At 60.4% G+C, this 22,170-nt stretch carries 25 protein-coding genes; 10 read left to right on the top strand and 15 right to left on the bottom strand.

Annotation, left to right across the window (positions count from 1 at the left end; all coding sequences use genetic code 11):
• Positions 1-32: 32 nt before the first annotated feature.
• Together C1J04_RS14555 and fahA are read right to left on the bottom strand one after the other, a co-directional pair.
• The gene (locus C1J04_RS14555; protein ID WP_009825365.1) at positions 33-1,700 is read right to left on the bottom strand and encodes an ABC transporter substrate-binding protein; all 1,668 of its coding nucleotides are present in this window, start codon (positions 1,698-1,700) and stop codon (positions 33-35) included.
• A gap of 301 nt (positions 1,701-2,001) precedes the next feature.
• Positions 2,002-3,255: a fumarylacetoacetase gene (fahA, locus tag C1J04_RS14550; protein ID WP_009825364.1), complete on the bottom strand. Its 1,254-nt coding sequence runs from the start codon at positions 3,253-3,255 to the stop codon at positions 2,002-2,004.
• Between the two features lie 99 nt (positions 3,256-3,354).
• Between fahA and C1J04_RS14545 the strand changes: the two genes are divergently transcribed.
• Entirely contained in the window at positions 3,355-3,801 is a 447-nt protein-coding gene (locus C1J04_RS14545; protein WP_009825363.1) for a MarR family winged helix-turn-helix transcriptional regulator, read from the top strand.
• A gap of 68 nt (positions 3,802-3,869) precedes the next feature.
• On the opposite strand, the gene C1J04_RS14540 is transcribed toward C1J04_RS14545, so the two are convergent.
• From C1J04_RS14540 to C1J04_RS14490, 11 genes are all read right to left on the bottom strand, one after another.
• Positions 3,870-4,679, bottom strand: coding sequence for a division plane positioning ATPase MipZ (locus tag C1J04_RS14540; protein ID WP_005849997.1), 810 nt, complete (start codon positions 4,677-4,679; stop codon positions 3,870-3,872).
• Between the two features lie 155 nt (positions 4,680-4,834).
• Complete coding sequence (locus tag C1J04_RS14535) at positions 4,835-5,152, bottom strand: hypothetical protein (protein ID WP_009825362.1); 318 nt, start codon at positions 5,150-5,152, stop codon at positions 4,835-4,837.
• A gap of 205 nt (positions 5,153-5,357) precedes the next feature.
• Positions 5,358-5,579, bottom strand: coding sequence for a 50S ribosomal protein L31 (gene rpmE / locus C1J04_RS14530; protein ID WP_005849993.1), 222 nt, complete (start codon positions 5,577-5,579; stop codon positions 5,358-5,360).
• A gap of 11 nt (positions 5,580-5,590) precedes the next feature.
• Positions 5,591-5,974, bottom strand: coding sequence for a 50S ribosomal protein L19 (gene rplS, locus C1J04_RS14525; protein WP_009825361.1), 384 nt, complete (start codon positions 5,972-5,974; stop codon positions 5,591-5,593).
• A 235-nt stretch (positions 5,975-6,209) separates the two neighbouring features.
• On the bottom strand, positions 6,210-7,169 hold the full coding sequence (locus tag C1J04_RS14520; protein WP_009825360.1) for a phosphoribosylaminoimidazolesuccinocarboxamide synthase: 960 nt from the start codon (positions 7,167-7,169) through the stop codon (positions 6,210-6,212).
• A 19-nt stretch (positions 7,170-7,188) separates the two neighbouring features.
• On the bottom strand, positions 7,189-7,980 hold the full coding sequence (trmD, locus tag C1J04_RS14515) for a tRNA (guanosine(37)-N1)-methyltransferase TrmD (RefSeq protein ID WP_009825359.1): 792 nt from the start codon (positions 7,978-7,980) through the stop codon (positions 7,189-7,191).
• Positions 7,981-8,019: 39 nt separating this feature from the next.
• Positions 8,020-8,541: a ribosome maturation factor RimM gene (gene rimM, locus C1J04_RS14510; protein ID WP_005849988.1), complete on the bottom strand. Its 522-nt coding sequence runs from the start codon at positions 8,539-8,541 to the stop codon at positions 8,020-8,022.
• A gap of 309 nt (positions 8,542-8,850) precedes the next feature.
• Positions 8,851-9,237: a 30S ribosomal protein S16 gene (gene rpsP / locus C1J04_RS14505; protein ID WP_005849986.1), complete on the bottom strand. Its 387-nt coding sequence runs from the start codon at positions 9,235-9,237 to the stop codon at positions 8,851-8,853.
• A gap of 46 nt (positions 9,238-9,283) precedes the next feature.
• Positions 9,284-9,580, bottom strand: coding sequence for a chorismate mutase (locus tag C1J04_RS14500; protein WP_009825357.1), 297 nt, complete (start codon positions 9,578-9,580; stop codon positions 9,284-9,286).
• Positions 9,581-9,668: 88 nt separating this feature from the next.
• Positions 9,669-11,177, bottom strand: coding sequence for a signal recognition particle protein (gene ffh, locus C1J04_RS14495; protein ID WP_009825356.1), 1,509 nt, complete (start codon positions 11,175-11,177; stop codon positions 9,669-9,671).
• 202 nt (positions 11,178-11,379) lie between these two features.
• The gene (locus tag C1J04_RS14490) at positions 11,380-11,961 is read right to left on the bottom strand and encodes an FMN-dependent NADH-azoreductase (protein WP_005849982.1); all 582 of its coding nucleotides are present in this window, start codon (positions 11,959-11,961) and stop codon (positions 11,380-11,382) included.
• Between the two features lie 123 nt (positions 11,962-12,084).
• On the opposite strand from C1J04_RS14490, the gene C1J04_RS14485 reads away from it, so the two are divergent.
• Both C1J04_RS14485 and C1J04_RS14480 read left to right on the top strand, forming a co-directional pair.
• The gene (locus C1J04_RS14485; protein WP_005849981.1) at positions 12,085-12,960 is read left to right on the top strand and encodes a LysR family transcriptional regulator; all 876 of its coding nucleotides are present in this window, start codon (positions 12,085-12,087) and stop codon (positions 12,958-12,960) included.
• Positions 12,960-13,850 carry a DMT family transporter gene (locus C1J04_RS14480; protein ID WP_009825355.1) on the top strand — a complete coding sequence of 297 codons (891 nt, stop codon included), beginning with the start codon at positions 12,960-12,962 and terminating at the stop codon, positions 13,848-13,850. Before C1J04_RS14485 ends, C1J04_RS14480 begins: the two co-directional genes overlap by 1 nt.
• Positions 13,851-14,056: 206 nt before the next feature.
• Here the strand turns inward: C1J04_RS14480 and C1J04_RS14475 are convergent, their stop codons facing one another.
• Complete coding sequence (locus C1J04_RS14475; RefSeq protein ID WP_009825354.1) at positions 14,057-14,437, bottom strand: ArsR/SmtB family transcription factor; 381 nt, start codon at positions 14,435-14,437, stop codon at positions 14,057-14,059.
• A gap of 251 nt (positions 14,438-14,688) precedes the next feature.
• On the opposite strand from C1J04_RS14475, the gene C1J04_RS14470 reads away from it, so the two are divergent.
• The 5 genes from C1J04_RS14470 to C1J04_RS14450 all read left to right on the top strand — a co-directional run bounded on the left by C1J04_RS14470 (position 14,689) and on the right by C1J04_RS14450 (position 17,280).
• Positions 14,689-15,018: an AtpZ/AtpI family protein gene (locus tag C1J04_RS14470; protein ID WP_005849975.1), complete on the top strand. Its 330-nt coding sequence runs from the start codon at positions 14,689-14,691 to the stop codon at positions 15,016-15,018.
• Between the two features lies 1 nt (position 15,019).
• Positions 15,020-15,778: a F0F1 ATP synthase subunit A gene (locus C1J04_RS14465; protein WP_037941251.1), complete on the top strand. Its 759-nt coding sequence runs from the start codon at positions 15,020-15,022 to the stop codon at positions 15,776-15,778.
• Between the two features lie 61 nt (positions 15,779-15,839).
• On the top strand, positions 15,840-16,076 hold the full coding sequence (locus tag C1J04_RS14460; RefSeq protein WP_005849971.1) for a F0F1 ATP synthase subunit C: 237 nt from the start codon (positions 15,840-15,842) through the stop codon (positions 16,074-16,076).
• A gap of 88 nt (positions 16,077-16,164) precedes the next feature.
• Complete coding sequence (locus C1J04_RS14455) at positions 16,165-16,716, top strand: F0F1 ATP synthase subunit B' (protein ID WP_009825352.1); 552 nt, start codon at positions 16,165-16,167, stop codon at positions 16,714-16,716.
• A 3-nt stretch (positions 16,717-16,719) separates the two neighbouring features.
• Positions 16,720-17,280, top strand: coding sequence for a F0F1 ATP synthase subunit B (locus tag C1J04_RS14450; RefSeq protein WP_009825351.1), 561 nt, complete (start codon positions 16,720-16,722; stop codon positions 17,278-17,280).
• A 58-nt stretch (positions 17,281-17,338) separates the two neighbouring features.
• On the opposite strand, the gene C1J04_RS14445 is transcribed toward C1J04_RS14450, so the two are convergent.
• Entirely contained in the window at positions 17,339-18,106 is a 768-nt protein-coding gene (locus tag C1J04_RS14445; protein ID WP_009825350.1) for an FCD domain-containing protein, read from the bottom strand.
• 125 nt (positions 18,107-18,231) lie between these two features.
• Here C1J04_RS14445 and C1J04_RS14440 point away from each other — a divergent pair, with 125 nt between their 5' ends.
• Both C1J04_RS14440 and smc read left to right on the top strand, forming a co-directional pair.
• Positions 18,232-18,540, top strand: a complete 309-nt coding sequence (locus C1J04_RS14440) for a hypothetical protein (protein ID WP_114865390.1) — start codon at positions 18,232-18,234, stop codon at positions 18,538-18,540.
• A 173-nt stretch (positions 18,541-18,713) separates the two neighbouring features.
• On the top strand, positions 18,714-22,169 hold the full coding sequence (gene smc, locus C1J04_RS14435) for a chromosome segregation protein SMC (protein ID WP_009825348.1): 3,456 nt from the start codon (positions 18,714-18,716) through the stop codon (positions 22,167-22,169).
• The last annotated feature ends 1 nt before the right edge of the window (position 22,170 follow it).

Genomic DNA, 22,170 nt, shown 5'->3' with positions numbered 1-22,170 from the left:
GCCCTTTTGTTTTGGGAATGGCAAACGGGTGGTTACGACGTCCAGGCCATCCGCGCAGGGTGGTATTCAAAGCCGATGTGGTGTCCGGCCCCGACCAGCCCTTCGCGGGTGTGATTATAAAGCGAGCGCCAGTAAGGCTGGATCGTGACGCCTTCGTTCTGGATCAGCGCTTCGCCCTTGGCCATCAGAGCGCGACGTTTTTCGACATCGGCGACCGACAGGGCCTCGGTCAGGAGGGCGTCGAATTCGGGGTTGGACCAGCCAAATTCGTTCCACGCCTCGCCCGAGCGATAGGCCAACGCCCAGATCTGCACACCCAGCGGACGCGCGTTCCAGTTGGTCGAGGAGAAGGGGTATTTCGTCCAGTCGTTCCAGAAGGTCGACCCGGGCAGGATCGTGCGTTTCACCTTGATGCCAGCGTCGCGCAACTGTGCGGCGACCGCATCTGTGGTGTCCTTGCGCCATGCGTCGTCGATGGAAAACAGCTCGTGCTCGTAGTCGGCCATGCCGGCCTCTTCCATCAGGGCGCGGGCACCTTCGGGGTCCGCCTCGCGCGGGGGAAGCTCGGCATATTCGGGGTGCATCGGGCCGACATGGTGGTTTTCGGCCACCAGCCCGCGACCGGCATAGCCCAGTTCAAGCAGCACGGCGTTATCGACCGCCATGGCCAGCGCTCGGCGGACACGCGCATCGGCGTAGGGTGTCTTGCCATCCACCTCGGCCAGTTGGTTGGGGCGGATCACAATAGTCGCACCCGTGGCGATTTCGTTCTGGTTCCAGCCGTCCAGCGTGCTGAACACGTCGATGAATTCACCCTCGATGGAATAGGTGGCGTCGATCTCTTCTGCTTCGGCGGCGGCGACAAAGGCCGAAGGGTCAGTGCCGTAGTCGATGTATTCCAGCCGGTCGATATAGGGCCCGCCGTAGACCTCGGTGCCCCACCACGTGTGGTCGGGGTTCTTGACCAACACGGCCTTGATCCCGACTTCGACAGATTCGGGCAGGTAGGCACCGGTGCCGACTGGGTTGTCGAGCATGGTTTCCGGATCAAACCCTTCGGGGACGATGGCGGCGGGGTAATCGGCCATGCCGGGGATCAGGGTGATGTCGGGGCGGGGCAGCGACAGCTTGACCGTATGGTCATCCACCACGGTGATCGCGCCTTCGATCGCCTGACCGGAGTCCTCGTCGATCAGCGTGGCAAAGCGCCCGGCCATCGAGTTGCCCTCGACCGATTTATCGCACCAGCCCGTGATGTTGCGCGCCACATCGTTGGCGGTGAAGGGCGTGCCATCGTTCCACGTGACACCTTTGCGCACGTTCAGCACATATTCGGTGGCGTCTTCGTTGATCTCCCAGCTTTCGAGCAATGCGGGGGTGAAGGTACCGTCATTCTCCCAGATCGCGAGATATTCAAGCCAGCCACGGGTGATGTTGGCGATCTGCGACCAGTCGTAGGTGCGCGGGTCTTTCAACGCGCGGACCTCCATCTGCATCCGTACGGTGCCGCCGGATTTATGCGCGGCCGCATGTGCGGGCGCTGCCATGCCGATCATCGCATAGGCGGTTGTCGCCGTGGCCCCAAAGGCGCTGGCGAGAGCCAGAAATTCGCGTCGGCTGACCGGATCGCGTTTGGCAGCTTCGGCAGAGGCGTGAATGGCGGCGGGTAAGGGGGTGCCGGTACGGGTTAAGAACGTCATGATCTTCCTCTCTGGTCGGGTGCTGCCCCTGTGGTTCGGGCGGCGGATACGAAGCACAAGCACAGGCGCTGGATGCTTTGCGGTGATGCAGCTTTGCTGCGTTTATTGGCTAGGAATGTAACTAGCATGTATCACAGAGTTTCAAGCATTGCGCGGCGGTGCGTCAACCCGCAGCAGCGGCGGTCTCCGGAGTTTGCGCAAAAAGCACTGCGCGCCCGATCCGGTTCAGGATCAGACGCGCGACCCGTGGCGCGCTCTCGGGCGCCTCCGGCGGGAGTTTATTTGGCAAAATGAAGCGCGGTTATGGCGTGGGTTTCGCGGGGAGGATCGTACCTGTGCAGGCCCCGAAGCCGATGCGATACCCGTCGCCTGCGGCGTGGCCGGTCAGGATCATCGTATCACCGTCCTGCACAAAGCTGCGGGTGGTGCCATCGTTCAGCGCGATCGGTTCCGCGCCGCCCCAGCTGAGTTCAAGCAGGCTGCCGCGGGCATCTTTGTCGGGGCCGGATATGGTGCCGGAGCCGAGCAGATCGCCCGCGTTCATCGCGCAGCCCGACGCCGCGTGATGCGCCAGCTGTTGCGGGGCGGAATAATACATCGTGTTGTAATTGGTATGCGCGATGACCTGTTGTGCGCCGCCATCGGGCTGGATGATCACAGACAGGTCAATGTCGTAGAGCATCGGTTTCGGCTCTGCCAGATAGGGCAGCAGATCAACCTCGCGCTCGGGCGTGGAGGCGCGGAACGGTTCAAGCGCCGCTTTCGTCACGATCCACGGAGAGATGCTGGTGGCGAAGGCCTTGGCCTGAAACGGCCCGAGCGGTTGATACTCCCACGCCTGAATGTCGCGCGCGGACCAATCATTCAGCAGCACATAGCCAAAGATCATCTCGTCCGCTTCGGCCACGCTGGGGGTGTCGCCCATATCGGTGGAGGTGCCGACGATGGCCCCCATCTCGAGCTCGATATCAAGGCGCTGGCTGGGGCCGAAATGCGGGGTCTCGGCGTCCGCCGCTTTGATCTGCCCGTTGGGCCGACGGATGTCGGTGCCGGAGACGACAACGGTCGAGGCGCGGCCGTTATAGCCGATGGGCATGTGCAGCCAGTTCGGGGGCAGCGCGTTTTCCGCGCCCCGAAACATGGTGCCGACGTTGGTGGCATGGTGCCGGCCCGCGTAGAAATCGGTGTATTCCGAGACGACAATCGGCATGTGCAGGCGGATGTCAGCCATGGGGACAAGATGCGGGGCGACCTTGGCCTGGTCGGGGCTGCCGGTTGCCAGCAGGTCGGTCAGGCGGTCGCGCAGGGTGGCCCATGCGTCGGGGCCCAGATCCATGACGTCATTCCAAAAGGGCACATCGAAGACGGGATCGAAGTGGAGCAGGATCAGGTCTTCGGCCTCTACCGCGGCCATGTCGAGCACCATATCCCCGATCGCCACGCCGCAGCGCGGTTCGAGCGTGTCGGTGGAAAACACACCGTAAGGCAGGTTGTTGAGCGGGAAGTCGGTGTCGGCGCTGTTCGCGCTTTCAACCCAAGAGGTAAGCAATGTCATCGGTGTTCCTTGCGTGTCGCTGCGGGTGCCTGAAAGCTACCTTGCAAAATCTGCTTCGTTGGTAATAGTCCTTTGTGTAACTAACAAGCGATTGCCCTGATGCCAGACCGGAATTTCGAGCTGACCCATTTTCTGCCCTACCTTCTAAATCAGGCAGCGGAAGCGAGCAGTCTGGCGTTTCAGCGCACCTATAAAGATCGCTACGGCATGCTGCGGACCGAGTGGCGGGTGCTGTTTCATCTGGGGCTTTATGGCGAGATGACGGCCAGCGATATCGGGCAGCGGGCGAATATGCATAAGACCAAGATCAGCCGTGCGGTGCAAAAGTTGACAGAGCGACGCTTTGTGACGCGGCTGCGCGGGGATCAGGACCGGCGGACCGAGATGCTGTCCCTGACGACACAGGGTCGCGCGGCCTATGAGCATCTTTACGAGGTGGCAAAGGCCTATGATGCGCGTCTGACGGCGGATTTAACGGCGGCGGAGCGGGAGACGCTGAAGCGGTTGCTGGTGAAGCTGGCGGCGGGGCAGGGCAGCGCGGGCTGACGGCGAGCTGTCGGGGGCCAGAGGGCGAAGGGGAGGGCGACGGGGGGCACATGCCCCCGCGCGCAGGTTCAAAAGTTGATGTCGACGCCGGGTAGGTCCAGCGCTTTCATCAGGTCGCGCAGCTCTTGCCGTGCCGCGACATTCGAGATGTTCAGCTGCTTGACGCCGATATCCTTGAGGTCGAGCAGGGTCAGGCCACGGGGGAAGAGCTCGCGGAAGATGACGCGTTCGTTAAAACCGGGGGCAATGCGGAACCCGATGCGTTTGCTCAGGTTGGCGATGGCGCGTTCCATCTTGTCCTTGTTCACCATGCGCTGCGCGCCCATGCGGTTGCGCACGACGATCCAGTCGATCGGGGCAAGGCCCGCTTGTGCCCGCAACTGCCGCGCGTTCCAGACCATTTCGGAATAGACGGAAGGGCCGGTGATCTTGTCGCCCATAGCGTCGGTGCGCGCCAGCAGATCGAAATCGATAAAGCTGTCGTTCAGCGGCGTGATCAGCGTGTCGGCAAGCGAATGCGCCACCTGGCTGAGACGGGTATGGGACCCCGGGCAGTCGATCAGGATGAAATCGGACGTCGGTTCAAGCTCTGCCACGGCGGCGCTGAGGCGGTGGTCGTAGATGTTTTCGCCGGGCTGCAAGCTGCTTGCCTCGATCTCTGGCAATTCGTGCATCTCGGGCGAGGGGAGATCGAGCTCGGCACTGGCGAGGAAGGATTTACGGTTGTCGACATAGCGCCCGAAGGTGCGTTGGCGCAGGTCCAGATCCAGCACGCTGGTCTTATGCCCCATCCGTGCAAGGGCTGTCGCCACATGCATCGAAACGGTGGATTTCCCCGCCCCGCCTTTTTCATTCCCGACGACGATGATATGCGCCATTGCCTTTTGTCCCTTTCACTCCCCGTTTTTATCGGGGTCACATTGGGAAAAACCATATGGCAGCGATGGCGCTTTTGAAAGCGTTTGTGGCTCTAGATTGTGGTTATTGTTGCGAAATTCACCCGCTGGAACGCGCCGCGCAGGGGCAGTGCCCGCTAGCCCGATCGGCGCAGCGGCGGGGTGTGCGCGCCCATGCCGCCGGTGTCGATCGCGACGGCGGTATCCTGGGTCACAGCCAGATGGGCGCGGCAATCAGCGGCGATCTGGGTCAGCGCATCATGGGGCCCGTGCAAACGTTCCAGCGCGCCAGCAAGCACCAGCGCCTGCGCATAGCTGCCACGGGCGACCAGATCGCGGGCTGCGGTCAAATCCTCGACCGGGAGGGGGGCGGGATCAGCCTGCGCGCGCGGGGCCTTGCCGCTGTTGGCACCGCGAGCCGGTCGGGGTGGGGTAGAGAGCGGGAAAGCGGGCATCAGCGAACCTTTCGTGGAGGGCTGAGAGGACTATGGGCCGTAGTTGCTTTCTAAAACCTAAACAGCCGCCGCTTTGTTCCGTAAAATGTGACCTGACCCTTGGGCAGGGACGCGATGTCGCGCCTCGGGTTAAGTCACAGTCATGAAACGAAAAATGGCGCGCCCGCGAGGGCACGCCATTTCTGAATTCCGCAATGGAAAGGGTTTAGAAGCCCAGACCTGCGTATTTGTTTTTGAACTTGGACACGCGGCCGCCGGTATCCATCAGGCGGGATGTGCCGCCGTTCCATGCAGGGTGCACGGAGGGGTCAATATCCAGCGCCAGTTGGTCGCCTTCTTTGCCGTAGGTCGATTTCATTTCCACAACGGTGCCATCTGTCATTTTGACGTTGATGGTGTGGTAATCGGGGTGTGTATCGGCTTTCATGACAGCTCTCCTTACGCGTTCGCGCCAGATTTTGGCTTGTAGTGTACGTTTTCAACGATACGTGCCGACTTACCACGACGCGAGCGCAGGTAGTACAGTTTCGCACGACGCACACGGCCACGACGGACAACGGTGATGCTTTCGATGTTGGTGGAGTGCAGCGGGAATACGCGCTCTACGCCTTCACCAAAGGAAATCTTGCGCACGGTGAACGAACCGGCAATGCCGTGGCCGTTGTTGCGTGCAATGCAGACGCCTTCGTAGTTCTGAACGCGGGTACGTGTACCTTCGGTCACTTTAAAGCCCACGCGGATGGTGTCACCGGCGCGGAAGTCTGGGATTTCTTTCCCCAGTTCGGCGATTTGTTCCGCCTCGATCTCAGCAATCAGGTTCATCTGATCGTCTCCTATGAATGCTCGCGGTTAGTCCACGAAGTTTTGTGCGATCCAATAGCTTCGGTCTGTCTGGCGGGCCCGCCGTGGCGTCCCATCGAAGGTAGGGTCATCTTTGCTTGTCATCTGCGGATGCAGAAAAGACTGGAGCCGCACGTGCGCGATTCCAGACTTGCGCGTCGTATAGGCGGGATGCCCCTTCAGATCAAGAGCGTATCACCCGTACACGCGCATGTTTTCAGCCGGTGAAATAGGGGCGCAGATTGTGCCGCACGCGGTCCAGCACGGTGTCGCCCTCCAGATCAGGGACGAAACGTTGGCCGGTAATCGCCTCGTAGGCGTCGATATAGACTTGCGAGGTGGCGGCGATCAGGTCGGCGGGGATTTCGGGGATGTCATCGTGATAGGGGTCGCAGCGGGCATCGACCCAGGACCGGATCACATCCTTGTCGAAGGACGGCGGGCGTGTGCCGTTTTCCAGCGCGGCGTCATAGCCTTCGGCGAGCCAGAACCGCGAGCTGTCGGGAGTGTGGATTTCATCGGCCAGCAGGATATTGCCCTGCGCATCGGTGCCGAATTCATATTTTGTGTCCACGAGGATCAGCCCGTTTTTCGCCGCCATTTCCTGACCGCGGGCAAAGAGCTTCAGGGCGATGTCGCTGATCTGGTCCCATTGCGCCTGGGTCAACAGCCCTTGGTCCACGATCTCTTGGGCGGTTAGCGGAGCATCGTGGCCGCCGTCGAATTCCTTGGAGGTGGGGGTGATGATCGGCGCGGGCAGCGCCTGATTGTCGCGCAGGCCATCGGGGAAGCGGTGGCCGTACATCTCCCGTTCACCTTTCTTGTATAGCGTCAGCACCGATGTCCCTGTGGAGCCGGCAAGATAGCCGCGCACGACGATCTCTACGGGCAGGATGGTCAGATGCTTGCCGATCACCACATTGGGGTCGGGGTAGTCGAGCACGTGGTTGGGGCAGATGTCGGAGGTGTTGTCGAACCAGAACCGCGCGGTCTGGGTCAACACCTGACCCTTGAACGGAATGGAGGTGAGGATACGGTCAAAAGCCGAAATACGGTCAGAAGAAATCAGGATGCGCCGGTCGTCGGGCAGGTCGTAGCAGTCACGCACCTTGCCGAAATAGGGGTTCGGCAGCTCATCAATGCGGGCGTGATCAAGGGTGCGGGTCAGGTCTGTCATGGTCTGCCTTCCGTGGGGGTCACTTCTTGGACGTATATTTCGCCCACATGTCGGGGCGTCGTTGTTCTGTCAGGGTTTCTGACTGGGCCTGCCGCCATTTGGCAATCTCGCCGTGGTTGCCGGACATGAGAACCGGCGGAATGGGGCGGTCTTTCCATTCGGCGGGGCGGGTGTATTGCGGATGTTCCAGCAGGCCAGAGGAATGGCTTTCCTCGACCACGCTGTCGGCGTTGCCCAAGACACCGGGCAAGAGCCGCACGGTGGCGTCGATCATGGCTTGCGCGGCCAACTCTCCGCCGGTCATGACAAAATCACCAAGGGAGACTTCGGTGATGCCGTAATGGTTGATCACACGCTCGTCGACGCCTTCGAAACGGCCACAAAGGATAGTCACGCCGGAGCAGGTGGCCAGATCCTGCGCCATCGCCTGATCAAACCGCCGCCCGCGCGGAGACATATAGAGGATGGGCCAGCGTCCGGCGGCACCGGCCATCGCATCCTCGATCGCGGGGCCGACGACATCTGCGCGCATGACCATACCTGCGCCGCCGCCCGCGGGGGTGTCGTCAACATTGCGGTGTTTGCCTACGCCGTAGCCGCGCAGATCATGGGTGCGCAGCTGCCATGTGCCTTCTTGCAGGGCGCGGCCCGTCAGGCTGGCTCCCAGCACACCGGGGAACAGTTCGGGGAAGAGGGTCACGATCTCGGCCCGCCAGACGCCGGCGTAATCGGGTGTGTCCTGCATCAGCTCGCGCGGCTTGAACGTCGGACGGACAGATTGACGCCCGTGGGAGCGTGAAGGGGTGCTCATGTGATCGCGGCCTGTGTCATGCGGGCCTTTCGTACGGGCTTAGACGTCTTTTGCATCGGGCAGGATGCCCTCGGGCGGGTCGGCGATGATGCGGCCCGTGGCCAGATCGACCGTGGGCACCGCCGCCTTGGTGAAGGGCAGGAACACGGTCTGCGCGCTGCCCGCAAGCTGCGTTTCCAGCAGATCGTCAGCGCCGTGGTTCTGGACGGTCTTGACCTTGCCGATCAGCGTGCCGCCGGTGTCATAGACCTCAAGCCCGATCAGGTCGGTGTGGTAGAATTCATCGTCGGGCAGCGACGGCAGCTGGTCGCGCTGCGCAAACAGCACGGTGCCGCGCAAGGCGTCGGCCTCTTCTTTGGAGGTAACATCAGTGATGCGCGCGACAAAGCCGTTTTTGACCGGACGCACCAGCGCGAGGTTGAAACTGCGCGTGCCATCCTCGCTCGAGAGCGGGCTGTAGCTTTCGATATCTTCGGGCACCGCGCAGTAGCTTTTGATCCGCAGTTCCCCGCGGACACCATATGCGCCAGAGATCGCGCCCACCGAAATTTTATCGCTCACTGCAAAAGCTCCGAGTTTAAGCAAATTGTACCGGTCCACTGACCCTCGCCCGCACGGCATTCCGATTTCATCAGGGTGCGTTCGAACCAGATGCCGAGGATGAGAAGAAGGCGCAAAAGACGAAACATTGTCAGCTTCCAATCTGGTCCAGGGGCGGGGCGCAGGGGACCGATGAGAGCGGGCCGCTGCGGCGGGACGTGTCATTTCGTGTACCACGTACATCGGACAGGCTGCACGCGCAAAGATGCGGGCTGTCGGATATACCTGAAATCCCCGGCGCGGCAGGAACCGCGCCGGGGGAGGTGCCGATTATTCTTCGGCGGCGTCTTCTGCAGGTGCAGCAGCGGCTTCGGCAGCAGCGGCGGCCTTGGCTGCTTTCTCTTCAACGCGCTCTTGTGCTTTCTTGCCGGGGGTACCCTTCTTGGGGTTGTTCCGCTCGGTTTTCTCTTTCACGCCAGCGGCTTCCAGCATGCGTGCAACACGGTCGGTTGGCTGCGCGCCCTGGCTGATCCAGTATTGAACGCGCTCGACGTCCATTTTCACGCGCTCTTCGCTGTCTTTCGCCAGCAGCGGGTTGTAGGTGCCCAGCTTCTCGATGAAGCGGCCGTCACGTGGCATGCGGCTGTCCGCTGCAACGATGCGGTAGAAGGGGCGCTTTTTGGAGCCGCCACGGGCGAGACGAATTTTCATGGACATAGGTAGTTTCCTTTAGTTGAGACTGGGGTCAGGGACGCGCCCGGACCTATGATTGGTGTTGTTTGTGGTGCTGAATGACTTCAGCGATGATGAAGTTCAGAAACTTCTTGGCGAATTCGGGATCGAGGTCAGCCTCTTTCGCCAAATCTTCGAGCCGCTTGATCTGGTTCGCTTCGCGGTCCGGATCAGAGGGGGGAAGGTCGTGTTCGGCTTTGAGTTTCCCCACAGCCTGCGTGTGTTTGAACCGCTCGCCCAGAGTATAGACCAGGATCGCGTCCAGACGGTCGATGGAGGCGCGGTGTTCTTTCAGAACCTCGGCGGCGCGGGTGATGGGATCGGTCATGCGGCGGCTCCTTTCACGGCGAAGGGGAGGGCGCGGTGCACGGGCAGGAGCCTCCGGCGGGAGTTTATCTGGCAAAATGAAGCGCGGATCATTTCTTTTTCCCGAAACCGGAGAGGCCGCCGGGCAGACCCATGCCGCCCCCCATACCGCCCAGACCACCAGGCAGTTTGCCGCCCATCTGTTTGGCCGCGGCTTCCAGCGCCTTGGGGTCCATCTGGGACGGGTCCATGCCGCCGGGCATGCCGCCTTTGCCCATCATGCCCTTCATGGCTTGTTTGAGCATGCCGCCCTTGCCCATTTTGCCCATCTTTTTCATCATGTCGCCCATCTGGCGGTGCATTTTCATGAGCTTGTTGAGTTCGGACACTTCCAGACCTGCGCCTTTGGCGATGCGCTTTTTGCGGCTGGCTTGAAGCAGCGCGGGGTTGGCGCGCTCTTTCTTGGTCATGGATTGGATCAGGGCGATCTGGCGTTTGAGGATCTTGTCATCAAAACCTGCGTCTTCGACCTGTTTCGCCATTTTGCCCATGCCGGGCATCATGCCCATCATGCCTTGCATCCCGCCCATCTTGAGCATCTGTTCAAGCTGCATTTTCAGGTCGTTCATGTTGAACTGACCTTTGGCCATGCGCTTCATCATCTTTTCGGCTTGTTCAGCCTCGATGGTTTCTTGCGCTTTCTCGACCAGGGCGACGATATCGCCCATGCCAAGGATACGGCCCGCGATGCGTTCGGGTTCGAAGGTTTCCAGCGCATCCATCTTTTCGCCCAAGCCGACGAATTTGATGGGTTTGCCGGTGACGGCGCGCATCGACAGCGCAGCACCGCCGCGGCCGTCGCCGTCCATACGGGTCAGCACGACGCCGGAGATGCCAATGCGGTCGTTGAAATTTTCCGCGGTTTGCACGGCGTCCTGGCCGGTGAGACCATCGACGACCAGCAGGGTTTCACGGGGGTTGGCGACATCGCGCACCGCTTCGACCTGGCGCATCAGCTCTTCGTCGATGGAGAGGCGGCCCGCGGTGTCGAGCATATAGACGTCGTAGCCACCCATCGATGCCTGCGTCTTTGCGCGTTTGGCAATCTGGACGGGGTTTTCGCCTTTGACGATGGGCAGCGTATCGACGCCGATCTGCACACCGAGGATCGCCAGCTGCTCCATCGCCGCAGGGCGGTTCACGTCGAGCGAGGCCATCAGCACGCGCTTGCCGTCGCGGTCTTTCAGACGTTTGGCGAGCTTGGCCGTGGTCGTGGTTTTACCGGAGCCTTGCAGACCGACCATCAGGATCGGGGCGGGGGGGCTGTCAATTTTCAGCGCGCCGGGTTCGCCTTCGCCTTTCAGCGTGTCGATCAGCGCGTCGTGGACGATCTTGACGACCTGCTGGCCGGGGGTGATCGATTTGGTGACGGCCTGACCGGTGGCCTTGTCCTGCACCGCTTTGACGAAATCACGCGCGACGGGCAGGGAAACATCGGCCTCGAGGAGGGCGACGCGGACTTCGCGCAGGGCGGTTTTCACATCCTCTTCCGAGAGGGCACCCTGTTTGGTGAGACGGTCAAAGACGCCGGAGAGGCGTTCGGAAAGATTCTCAAACATGGGCCATGGCCCCCTTCGATCGGTTGCGGTGCCCCTCAGATAGGATGCCCGCGTTGAATACGCAAATGCCCCCACGGGCGTAACACGCTGGTGGGGGGCGATCTCTGGCCGCGCCAGAGACCGGAAGACATGGTGCTTCCGGAGATTGCGGATCGTTTAGGCGAGCGGCGGGTCTGAGTCAACCCGCCGCGCCGCCCGAGGATTATGCTGCCTTGAGCGCATCCACAGCTTCGTTCGCGCGGGCGATGGTGCCTTCGGCATCTGTTGCCAGCGCGTCGGCGGCCACGATGGTCACGTCGGTCATGCCCATGAAGCCCAGAACGGCCTTGAGATAGCCGGTGTTGAAATCCGCCTCGGACCCGGCGGGCACGCCACCGGAGGCCATCGCCACGATCACGCGCTTGCCTTTGACCAGACCTTCGGGGCCGTTTTCGGTATAGCGGAAGGTAACGCCGACACGGGCGACCAGATCGATCCACGCCTTCAGCGACGCGGGCACGCTGAAGTTATAGATGGGCGCGCCGATGACAATTGTGTCGGCGGCCAGAAGCTCTGCGACGAGCTTGTCGGATTCAACCAGCGCTTCGCTTTGTTCGGGCGTGCGGTCTGTCTCGGGGGTGGCGCGGGCGATGGCCCATGTTTCGGTGATCTGGGGCAGGGGTTCGAGAGCCAGATCGCGGACGGTTACATCATTGTCGCCCAGTTGCGCGATGATCCGGTCGGTGAGGCCGCGGGTCACAGAACTGGTGGTGTTGGCAGAGGAATCGATACGCAAAATAGACATGGGAGGATATCCTTTCGTGTTAACTTTCTTGCCTTTACATGACCCTTGCTCGTGCGAACGCAACTGGCGAAACTGCGGGTGATGTGTTCAATAATGCACAGTCGGGCAGACGAGGGGCCGAGAATGGACAATTGGGAAGAAATCAAGACGGCCTATCAGGTGGCGCGCATGGGCACCGTCAGTGGCGCGGCCGAGGTTCTGGGTGTCCATCATGCGACGGTGATCCGCCATGTGGATGCGCTGGAGCGACGGTTGTCGGTAAAGCTATTCCAACGGCACGCGCGCGGTTATAAGACGACGGAGGCGGGCGAGGATCTGCTGCGTGTGGCCTCTGCCACGGATGACCAGTTCAGCCAGCTTGCCAGTCGCATCAAGGGGCGCGGCGAAGCGGTGTCGGGCGAGCTGGTCGTGACCTCTCTGATGGAGCTTTCAAGCTGGATGACGCCTTTGTTGGTCGCGTTCCAGAGGGAAAACCCGGATGTGACTCTGCGCTTTCTGACCGGGGAGCGATTGTTCCGGCTGGAGTATGGCGAGGCGCATATCGCGATCCGCGCGGGGCAGGTGCCCGAGCAGCCGGACAACGTCGTGCAGCCTTTCTATCAGTTCCAGATGGGGCTGTTCGCGCATAAGGACTATATCGCGGCCTTCGGGATGCCGTCGGGGGTCGAGGAGTATGGCAACCATCGGTTTGTCGGCCATGATGACGCGCAGATGCGTGCGCCCTTCTTCAAATGGATGCGCGAGGTGGTGCCTGCCCATGCGATCTCCTTCCGCGGTCTCCATGCAGACGCGCTCCGCGTTGCGGTGCTGGAAGCGGCGGGGATCGGGTTTGTCGATCTGATCGAGGGGCGCGCCAACCCCGATCTGGTCGAGGTGCATCCGCATCTGCCGGAATGGGATTCGATGCTGTGGCTGGTCACCCATGTTGATCTGCACCGCACGCCGAAGGTGCAGGCCTTGCTGTCGTACCTGAAAAAAGCCGTCAAGACGGGGCTGTGATGCGATCTGATCTGCAGGGGCATCTGGCGATGCTGGCGTTTTCGGCGCTGGTGGCGGGATCGTTTTCGCTTGGGTCGCTGTCGGCCAATCTGATCTCGCCCACGGCGTTGAATGCGGCGCGGTTCGTGATCGCGGGCATGGTGATTGCCGTGGCGGTCGCTGCGACGACGGGTGTGCCGAAAGGGGCCACGCGCGCGCCTTGGCGCTATTTGGTGCTTGGGGGGCTTTTCGCGGTCTATTTCGTGCTGATGTTCGAGGGGTTGAAGACCGCGCGCCCCGTCAGTGCGGCGGCGGTGTTTACGCTGACGCCGGTGATTGCAGCGGGGTTTGGGTGGCTCTTGTTGCGGCAGGTGACCACAGGGCGGATGGCGCTGGCGCTGGCCATCGGTGCGGTCGGCGCGCTTTGGGTAATTTTTCGCGCGGATCTGGCCGCGCTGCGGCGGTTCGAGCTCGGGTATGGCGAAGCGGTGTATTTCGTCGGCTGCGTAAGCCATGCGCTTTATACGCCGATGGTGCGCAAGCTGAACCGCGGAGAGCCGGCGGTGGTGTTCACCTTGGGCACGCTGATCGCCGGTGGTGCGTTGCTGTTCATCTATGGCTGGCGCGATGTGCTGGGGACGGACTGGACCGCGCTGCCCGCGATTGTGTGGATCACCATCCTCTACGTCGCGATAGCTGCTTCTGCCGCGACTTTTGTATTGCTGCAATTTGCGTCCCTGCGGCTGCCGTCGGCAAAGGTGATGGCCTATACCTATCTGACGCCCAGCTGGGTTATTCTGTGGGAAGTCGCTTTGGGCAATGGCGCACCCGGCCCGCTTGTCTTCGGGGGCGTCGGGCTGACGATTGTCGCGCTGTATCTGCTGTTGCGGGACGATACCAAAGCGGTTTGATCAAAAGGGCGGGAACCGATCCGACATATCCAGCGTTAAGGTCACATAAAGTTTATAAAGGGACTATTCTAATGCGTAGCATTATTTATCTGATCGGTTTGATTGTTGTTGTTCTGGCGATCCTGCGCTTTGCGTTCGGCGTCATTTAATAACATCAAGTTTGGCCCTTCTGTGTAAAACCTCGTCGCAGGAGGGCCAATATTTATCTACTCTTCAAACGTCCCCGGATCATTCTGCGCCGCATCCCCTGACGTTTCGCGTATTTCGGCGGCCAGAAACCTTTCAAAATCATCAAGATTGATCGGGTCATATTGACCGAAGCCCTGCATCCACACGGACGGGGCCTTGAGTGCGGCTGGCTCAAGCTTGCACCATTTGAGCCGCCCGCGCTTTTCCTGCACGATCAGACCTGCACGTTCCAGCACCGACAGATGTTTCGATATCGCAGCAAGCGAAATACCGAAGGGGTCGGCGACGTCTGTGACGGCCATATCATCCTCAAGAAGCATCGCCAGAATGGCGCGCCGCGTGGGGTCGGCGAGCGCGGCAAAAATCGCGTCGAGCTGTGTGGCGGGCGGTTGGGGCACGGCTGTCTGGATGTCCTTGATGCGCGGGTAGGGGCGGTTCTTATGAGGTAGCGGAAACCACGCTTAACCAAAAGGTTGAATATGATTGTCGCGTGAATTTGCAAGGAGTGCGGGCAGTTTGCACCTGAATATGAACCGCGGCTCAGCGTAAAACCTTTTGATTACAGTGTCTTGGGTGGTCGGCTAACAGAGTTGACTCTGAAGCGGTGTGAAAGTAGCTACTGCGCAACACATCCAACAGGGATTTTGGCGTGACCGATCCGGACCAACAGCAGCGGCTAAAGCAGCTTGAGGCAAAGATCGAAGCAGCCAAACGGGCGCAGGCTCCAAAACCCCGGGCGGATGAACATTATTCCCAGGCATCGCTGGCCTGGCGGATGGTGATCGAACTTTGCGCCGGTCTGGGGATCGGTTTTGGCATCGGATACTCGTTGGATTGGTTCTTAGGAACGCTCCCGATTTTCATGGTGCTGTTTGTAATGCTGGGCCTTGCGGCAGGGGTGAAGACGATGCTCCGCTCCGCGCAGGAAATCCAGGAAAAGAAGATGGCCGATGTGGCCGATGAAGAAAAAGGGCCCTGACATGGCGGCAGAAGCACACGGCGAAGAAACAGGCGGTTTGGCTTTTCACCCGATGGATCAGTTCATCGTCAAGCCATTCTTTGGCGACGGCGCTGTATCCTGGTACACGATCACCAACGCAACAGTCTGGATGGCCGTTGCCGTTCTGGCGATCTTTGCGCTGCTGGTTCTGGGCACCTCCAAACGGTCGGTTATCCCGTCGCGCATGCAGTCGGTCGCTGAACTGGCCTATGGCTTCATCTACAAGATGGTCGAGGATATCTGCGGTAAAGAAGGGGTGAAATACTTCCCCTACATCATGACCCTGTTCATGTTTATCGTCTTCTCGAACTTCCTGGGCCTGCTGCCGATGGCGTTTACCCCGACATCGCATATTTCGGTCACCGCCGTGATGGCCTTTGCCGTGTTCTTCGGTGTGACTATTCTGGGGTTCGTCAAGAACGGCGCATCGTTCCTGAGCCTGTTCTGGGTCAGCAGCGCGCCCCTGGCACTGCGTCCGGTTCTGGCCGTGATCGAGCTGATCTCGTACTTTGTACGTCCGGTCAGCCACTCTATCCGTCTTGCGGGTAACATGATGGCGGGTCACGCCGTGATCAAGGTTTTCGCGGGCTTCGCGGCACTTGCTGCAATCGCCCCCTTCTCGGTTCTTGCGATCACGGCAATGTATGGTCTCGAGGTGTTGGTTTCCTTCATCCAGGCATATGTTTTCGCGATCCTCACATGCGTTTATCTGAAAGACGCATTGCACCCGCACCACTAACACCAAGGCGGGATATTCCCGCCTGACCAATCACCAAAATTCCATTGTAAGGAGAAATGACATGGAAGGCGAACTCGCACAAATGGGCCAATTCATTGGCGCAGGTCTGACAGCATTCGGCATGGGTGGCGCAGCCATCGGTGTGGGCAACGTTGCAGGCAACTACCTGGCTGGCGCACTGCGCAACCCATCTGCTGCTGCTGGTCAAACAGCAACTCTGTTCATCGGCATCGCCTTTGCAGAAGCCCTGGGGATCTTCTCGTTCCTCGTCGCTCTGCTGCTGATGTTCGCTGTCTAAGCTTAAAAGACACCTACGTCCTTACGCTTCGGGCAGTGCGCTATGGCGCGCTGCCCGAAAGACTTCCACGCTTTGACAGGAGCCCGCTATGGCGACGGAACCGATTATTACGGAAATCGCTGGCACATGCGTCAACGAATTTGGCAGCGCCATTGGTATGCCACAGCTTTGCATTGATTGGTTCGGCAACCAGATTTTCTGGCTTATCGTCGCTCTGGTCGCAATTTACTTTATTCTGTCGCGCGTTGCCCTGCCACGCATCGGCGCTGTTCTGGCGGAGCGCCAGGGCACCATCACCAATGACATCGCCGCCGCCGAAGACCTGAAGGTCAAAGCGACGGAAGCAGAGGCCGCTTACGACAAAGCCTTGATCGACGCCCGTGCAGAAGCACAGCAGATCATCGCCGCCGCGAAAGCCGATATTCAGGCCGATCTGGACAAAGCGATTGCCAAGGCAGACGCCGAGATTGCCGCCAAATCTGCAGAGTCCGAAAAAGCGATCAGCGAGATCCGCGCCTCCGCGATGGAGAACGTTGAAGCTGTTGCCAAAGACACAGCCGAGGCAATCGTCGCCGCCGTCGGTGGCTCTGCTGACGCGAAAACAATTTCCGCGGCCGTCGATGCCCGGATGAAAGGATAAGCCATGCGTTTGACCTTCTCAGCCCTCATCGCCGGTCTGGTCGCCTCCCCTGCTTTTGCAGCTGGTGAGGTGTTCTTTTCGCTGCGCAATACGGACTTTATCGTCCTGCTGGCTTTCCTGCTTTTCGTCGGTGTTTTGATCTATTTCAAAGTGCCAAAGATGATGGGCAGCATGCTCGACAGCCGCGCCGAAGGCATCAAGTCCGAACTGGACGAAGCCCGTGCGCTGCGTGAAGAAGCGCAGACGCTTCTTGCCAGCTACGAACGCAAGCAGCAGGAAGTGAAAGAGCAAGCGGACCGTATCGTGACATCGGCCAAGGCCGAAGCGAACGAAGCCGCGGATCAGGCACGTGCCGACTTGGAGAAATCCATCGCGCGCCGTATGGCCGCCGCTGAAGAGCAGATCGACTCCGCTCAGGCTGCTGCCGTTAAAGAAGTTCGCGATCAAGCTGTTGTTGTGGCCATTGCCGCTGCCAAGGATGTTATCGCCAAGAAGATGACAGCCGCGGAAGGCAATGCGTTGATCGACAGTGCAATTGCAGAAGTCGACACAAAGCTTCATTAAGTTTTAACGAACTGACTTTAAAAGGCCTCGGTATTGACCGGGGCCTTTTTATGCTGGGCTAGGTGTTTGTCTCGTGTTGAAGACGTTGTCGCGCGACATCTTCATTACGCTCGGCCTTTTGATGATCGCGCAGGGCGTTCTCGACATAGGTCAGATGCGCCTCTACCGCGGCTTGTGCCGCGGCGGGATCACGTGCCTGTAATGCGTCGTTGATGGCGCGGTGTTGATCCAGCAGGGCGGTGCGCGTTGTGCGCTGTTTGAACATGACTTCGCGATTGTAGAACACGCCGCCACGCAGCAGATCATACATCGACCGCATCATATGCAGCATGACGACGTTATGGCTCGCCTCTGTGATCGCCATGTGAAACTGCGCGTCAAGTTGCGCTTCGTCATCTGCGTTACGCTTCTGGTGTGCGGCTTCCATCTTGTCGAAAACCGCCTGAATGACCCCAAGGTCGGTGTCAGAACCAAGCCGCGCGGCCCGTTCGGCTGCCAGCCCTTCCATGTCGCGGCGGAACGAAAGATAGTCGAACACCGCTTCGTCGTGACGTGCAAAAAGCTCTGTCAGGGCAGGGGAGAACGCGCTGCCGAGCACATCGGCGACATAGACCCCGGCGCCGGGCTTTGCGGTCAGCAATCCGCTGGCCTGAAGCTGGGCAATAGCATCCCGGAGCGAGGGGCGCGAAACGGCCAGACGCTCTGCCAACTCACGCTCTGCGGGTAGCCGTTCGCCGGGCCGCAGAATGCCACGCAGGATTAACTGTTCGACCTGCCGTACGACAGCGGCTGACAGTTTTTCGGAGGCGATAGGCTGAAAGGGCATTGGCGTTTCCTTGGATTGGTCAAATTATATGACCGGAGGGGCGGGGCGGCAACGCGAATGTTTTTTGCTGAATTTTGGGCCGCATTAACACTCGCTTAAGGTGCCGCGCGTTAGATGGGCTCATGATGAGAGATACGCGATTCCTTACCGTCTTGCTGTGCGCCTTGGTGATGGTGTTTGTCACGGGCTGCAACATGCCGAGCGCGCATTTCAGTGGCCTGCCTGCCACCGCCATAACGGTGGACGGTTCTGACTTTGACGTCCGCGTTAACGGCAATCAGGCTGAAGCGATACGCACCAATATGGAATACGCCCCCCGTTTCGGCCCAATCCGCGACCGTGCGGCGCGGGCGATGGCGCAGGTCAGCGGGTGCGAGGTCACGCATGTCGCGGGGGATCAAGCGCTTGCCGTCGGAAAGCTGGACTGCGGATGAGGGGCAGTACCGTCAAACAACCATAGCGAAAGGGAAACGCGATAACAGACATAGAATAACAATATCTTGTGGATAAGGCGGCTACTTCCCGCTCTACCTAGCGGGGTCGCGTTGACTCTAAACCCGATGATCCGCAATTCTGGCTATCCATAAGAATCAGGCGGGCACGAACATTGCGGTTTTCCAAACTCAGGCTGACAGGCTTTAAAAGCTTTGTAGACCCCACTGATCTGATCATCTCGGATGGTCTAACCGGCGTTGTTGGCCCGAATGGTTGCGGCAAGTCCAACCTGCTTGAAGCGCTCCGTTGGGTGATGGGCGAAAACCGTCCGACCGCTATGCGCGGTGGCGGTATGGAAGATGTGATTTTCGCCGGCGCGTCCTCTCGTCCGGCCAAGAACTTCGCCGAAGTCGCGTTGCATATCGACAACTCCGAACGTCTCGCGCCGGCTGGGTTTAACGACGGTGATAGCATCGAAATCATCCGGCGGATCACCCGTGATGTCGGTAGCGCCTATAAGGCGGCTGGAAAGGATGTGCGCGCGCGCGATGTGCAAATGCTGTTTGCCGACGCATCAACGGGAGCCCATTCGCCAGCGTTGGTACGTCAAGGCCAGATTTCGGAACTGATCAACGCCAAACCGAAGAACCGGCGCCGTATTCTTGAAGAAGCCGCGGGTATTTCGGGGCTTTATGCCCGCCGTCACGAGGCTGAACTGAAGCTGAATGGTACCGAAGCCAACCTTGCGCGCGTCGACGATGTGGTTGAACAGCTTGCCGGTCAGCTTTCGCAATTGGCGCGCCAGGCCCGTCAGGCTGCGCGTTATCGCGATATCGGGGATGCCCTGCGCCGGACCGAAGGGGTGCTGCTGTATCGGCGCTGGCGCGTGGCCGAGGATGCTCGTCAAACGACGGCCGAAGCGCTGCGCAGCCAGATGGCCGTCGCCGCCGAGGCGGAAAAAGCAGTGCGTCAGGCCACTGTGGCACGGCAAAAAGCGGAAGAGGCTTTGCCGCCCCTGCGTGAGGAAGAAGCGATCGCGGCCGCTATCGTGCAGCGGCTTGGTGTACAGCGCGATACCTTGAGCGATCAGGAAAACCGCGCCCGGGCCGCGATTGACGCGTTGACCAAGCGCATCGCGCAGTTGACCCGTGATCTGGATCGCGAAGGTGAGCTAAACCGCGACGCCGAAGAAACGATCACGCGGTTGGAGCGGGAAGAACGTGACCTATCGGATGCGGGCGAGGGCCATGAAGCTGCGGTCGCGGAGGCGGCAGAGCGCGCGAAAGAGGCCGCCGGCGTGCTAGAGAAACAGGAAGCTGATCTGTCGAAGCTGACCGAGGATGTCGCCCGTTTGGTCGCGCGTCACAGCTCTGCCGAACGTTTGCTGAACGATCACCGCAAGACGCTTCAACGATCGGAAGCGGAAGCGGATAAAGCGCGTGCCGCCGTAGCGCAGAGTGCCGCCGCACTCGAGAAAGCAAACGCCGATTTCAGCGCCGCTCAAGCTGCAGAGACACAGGCGCATGCGGCCTCTGTCGCTGCCGAGGAAGCCTTGCAAAAGGCGGAAGAGGACCGCGCTGCCACCCAAAGTCGCGAGGCAGATGCCCGTGCCGAACGGTCAGAGGCCGAGGGCGAGCTGAACGCCATTCGCGCCGAAGCAGGCGCGCTGGCGAAGCTGGTAGAGCGTGACACCGCCGAGGGTGGTCAAATTCTGGACCGCCTGCAGGTCGAGCACGGGTTTGAAAAAGCGCTTGGTGCTGCCCTGGCCGATGATCTGCGCGCCCCGGATGTCGATGCGGACGGGCCCTCGGGGTGGGCATATTTACCTGCCTATTCAACGGTCCAGCCGCTACCCGAGGGGATCACCCCGCTGACGGCGCATGTCTCGGTGCCTGACGTTCTGAACCGCCGGATGAGCCAGATTGGTCTGGTCGACGCGGACGACGGCACGCGGCTTCAACCGCTGCTGCTGCCGGGCCAGCGTCTCGTCTCGCCAGAGGGTGATTTGTGGCGGTGGGATGGTTTCCGGGCGTGGGCGGAGGATGCGCACTCGGCCGCTGCGCTTCGTTTGCAACAAATTAACCGTTTAGAGGTACTCAAGCAGGGGTTAGAGAAAACGAATCAACGGGCAGAGGCTGCGCGTGATGCACATGAAACATTGCAAAAGCTTCTGCTCGCTCAGGCAGAAGCAGACAAAAATGCGCGGGCGCTGCGGCGCGATGCAGACCGTGCTGTTGCGGATGCAGGACGGGCCCTAAGCCGGGCTGAGGCGGATCGGAATCTGGCGGAGAGCCGGTTGGACAGTTTGGGATTGGCCGTCGCCCGCCACGAGGAAGAGGCGATCGAGGGTCGACGTTTGGTGACGGAGGCAGAGAATGCGCTTGCCGCGCTTGACGACGTCTCAAGTGCCCGCGCCGATGTGGAGATGTTGCGACAGACCGTTGAAGGCGCGCGCATCGCGATGATGACGAGGCGTTCTGCGCTGGACGAACTGCGTCGCGAGGGTGCCGCACGCGAGAGACGTGCCCAGGATGTCGCCAAGGAATTGGGCGGCTGGCGGAACCGCCTGGACACGGCGGGAAAACGCAGCGCCGAGCTTCTTGAACGCAAAGAAGCGTCGGAAAGAGAGTTGACCGAAGCGAGCTCTGCCCCCGGAGAGATCGCGGCGAAACGTGAAGAGTTGACGGGCGCAATTTCTGCGGCAGAGACCCGCAAGCAGGCGGCCAGCGCACAGTTGTCTACCGGGGAAGCCGATTTGCGCGATACGACATTGGCTGAGCGTGACGCAGAGCGCTTGGCGTCGGAGGCGCGCGAGGCGCGGGCGCGGGCAGAGGCGCGCGCGGATGCGGCGAAGGAAACGGTGGCCCTTGCCGCAGAACGCATTGATGAAGAACGTGACACGACCCCCGAAGCGCTGGCAGAGACACTTGAGATCAATGCTGATGAGATGTCCGATGTCGAAGTTCTTGAAAACCAGCTGAGCCGTTTGAAGGGACAGCGCGAAGCCTTGGGTGCTGTGAACTTGCGTGCCGAGGAAGACGCGAAAGAGGTTCAGGCGGAACACGATACTTTGGTTGGCGAAAAGGCGGATTTGACCGAGGCGATCCGGACATTGCGCAGCGGTATCGCGAGCCTGAACAAAGAAGGCCGTGAACGCTTGCTGACCGCATTCGAAGAGGTGAACAGCAATTTCTCTATGCTGTTTAAACATCTTTTTAACGGTGGTGAGGCCAATCTTGTGATGGTCGAATCGGACGATCCTCTGGAGGCGGGGTTGGAGATTATGTGCCAGCCGCCGGGCAAAAAGCTTAGCACGCTTAGCCTATTGTCGGGGGGCGAACAGACCTTGACCGCGATGGCGCTGATTTTTGCAGTGTTCCTTGCGAACCCTGCGCCGATTTGTGTGTTGGACGAGGTCGACGCGCCTTTGGATGATGCGAATGTGACGCGCTTTTGTGACCTGTTGGACGAGATGTGCCGACAGACTGACACGCGCTTTTTGATCATAACGCACCATGCTGTCACCATGGCGCGAATGGATCGGCTGTTCGGCGTCACCATGGCGGAACAGGGCGTCAGCCAGCTGGTCTCTGTCGATTTGAAGAAGGCAGAAACGCTGGTGGCCTAAC

The organism is Sulfitobacter sp. SK025 (assembly GCF_003352105.1).
GTDB lineage: Bacteria > Pseudomonadota > Alphaproteobacteria > Rhodobacterales > Rhodobacteraceae > Sulfitobacter > Sulfitobacter pontiacus.
The sequence above is the reverse complement of the archived record's forward strand: the minus strand, read 5'-3'. Positions and strand labels throughout refer to the sequence as shown.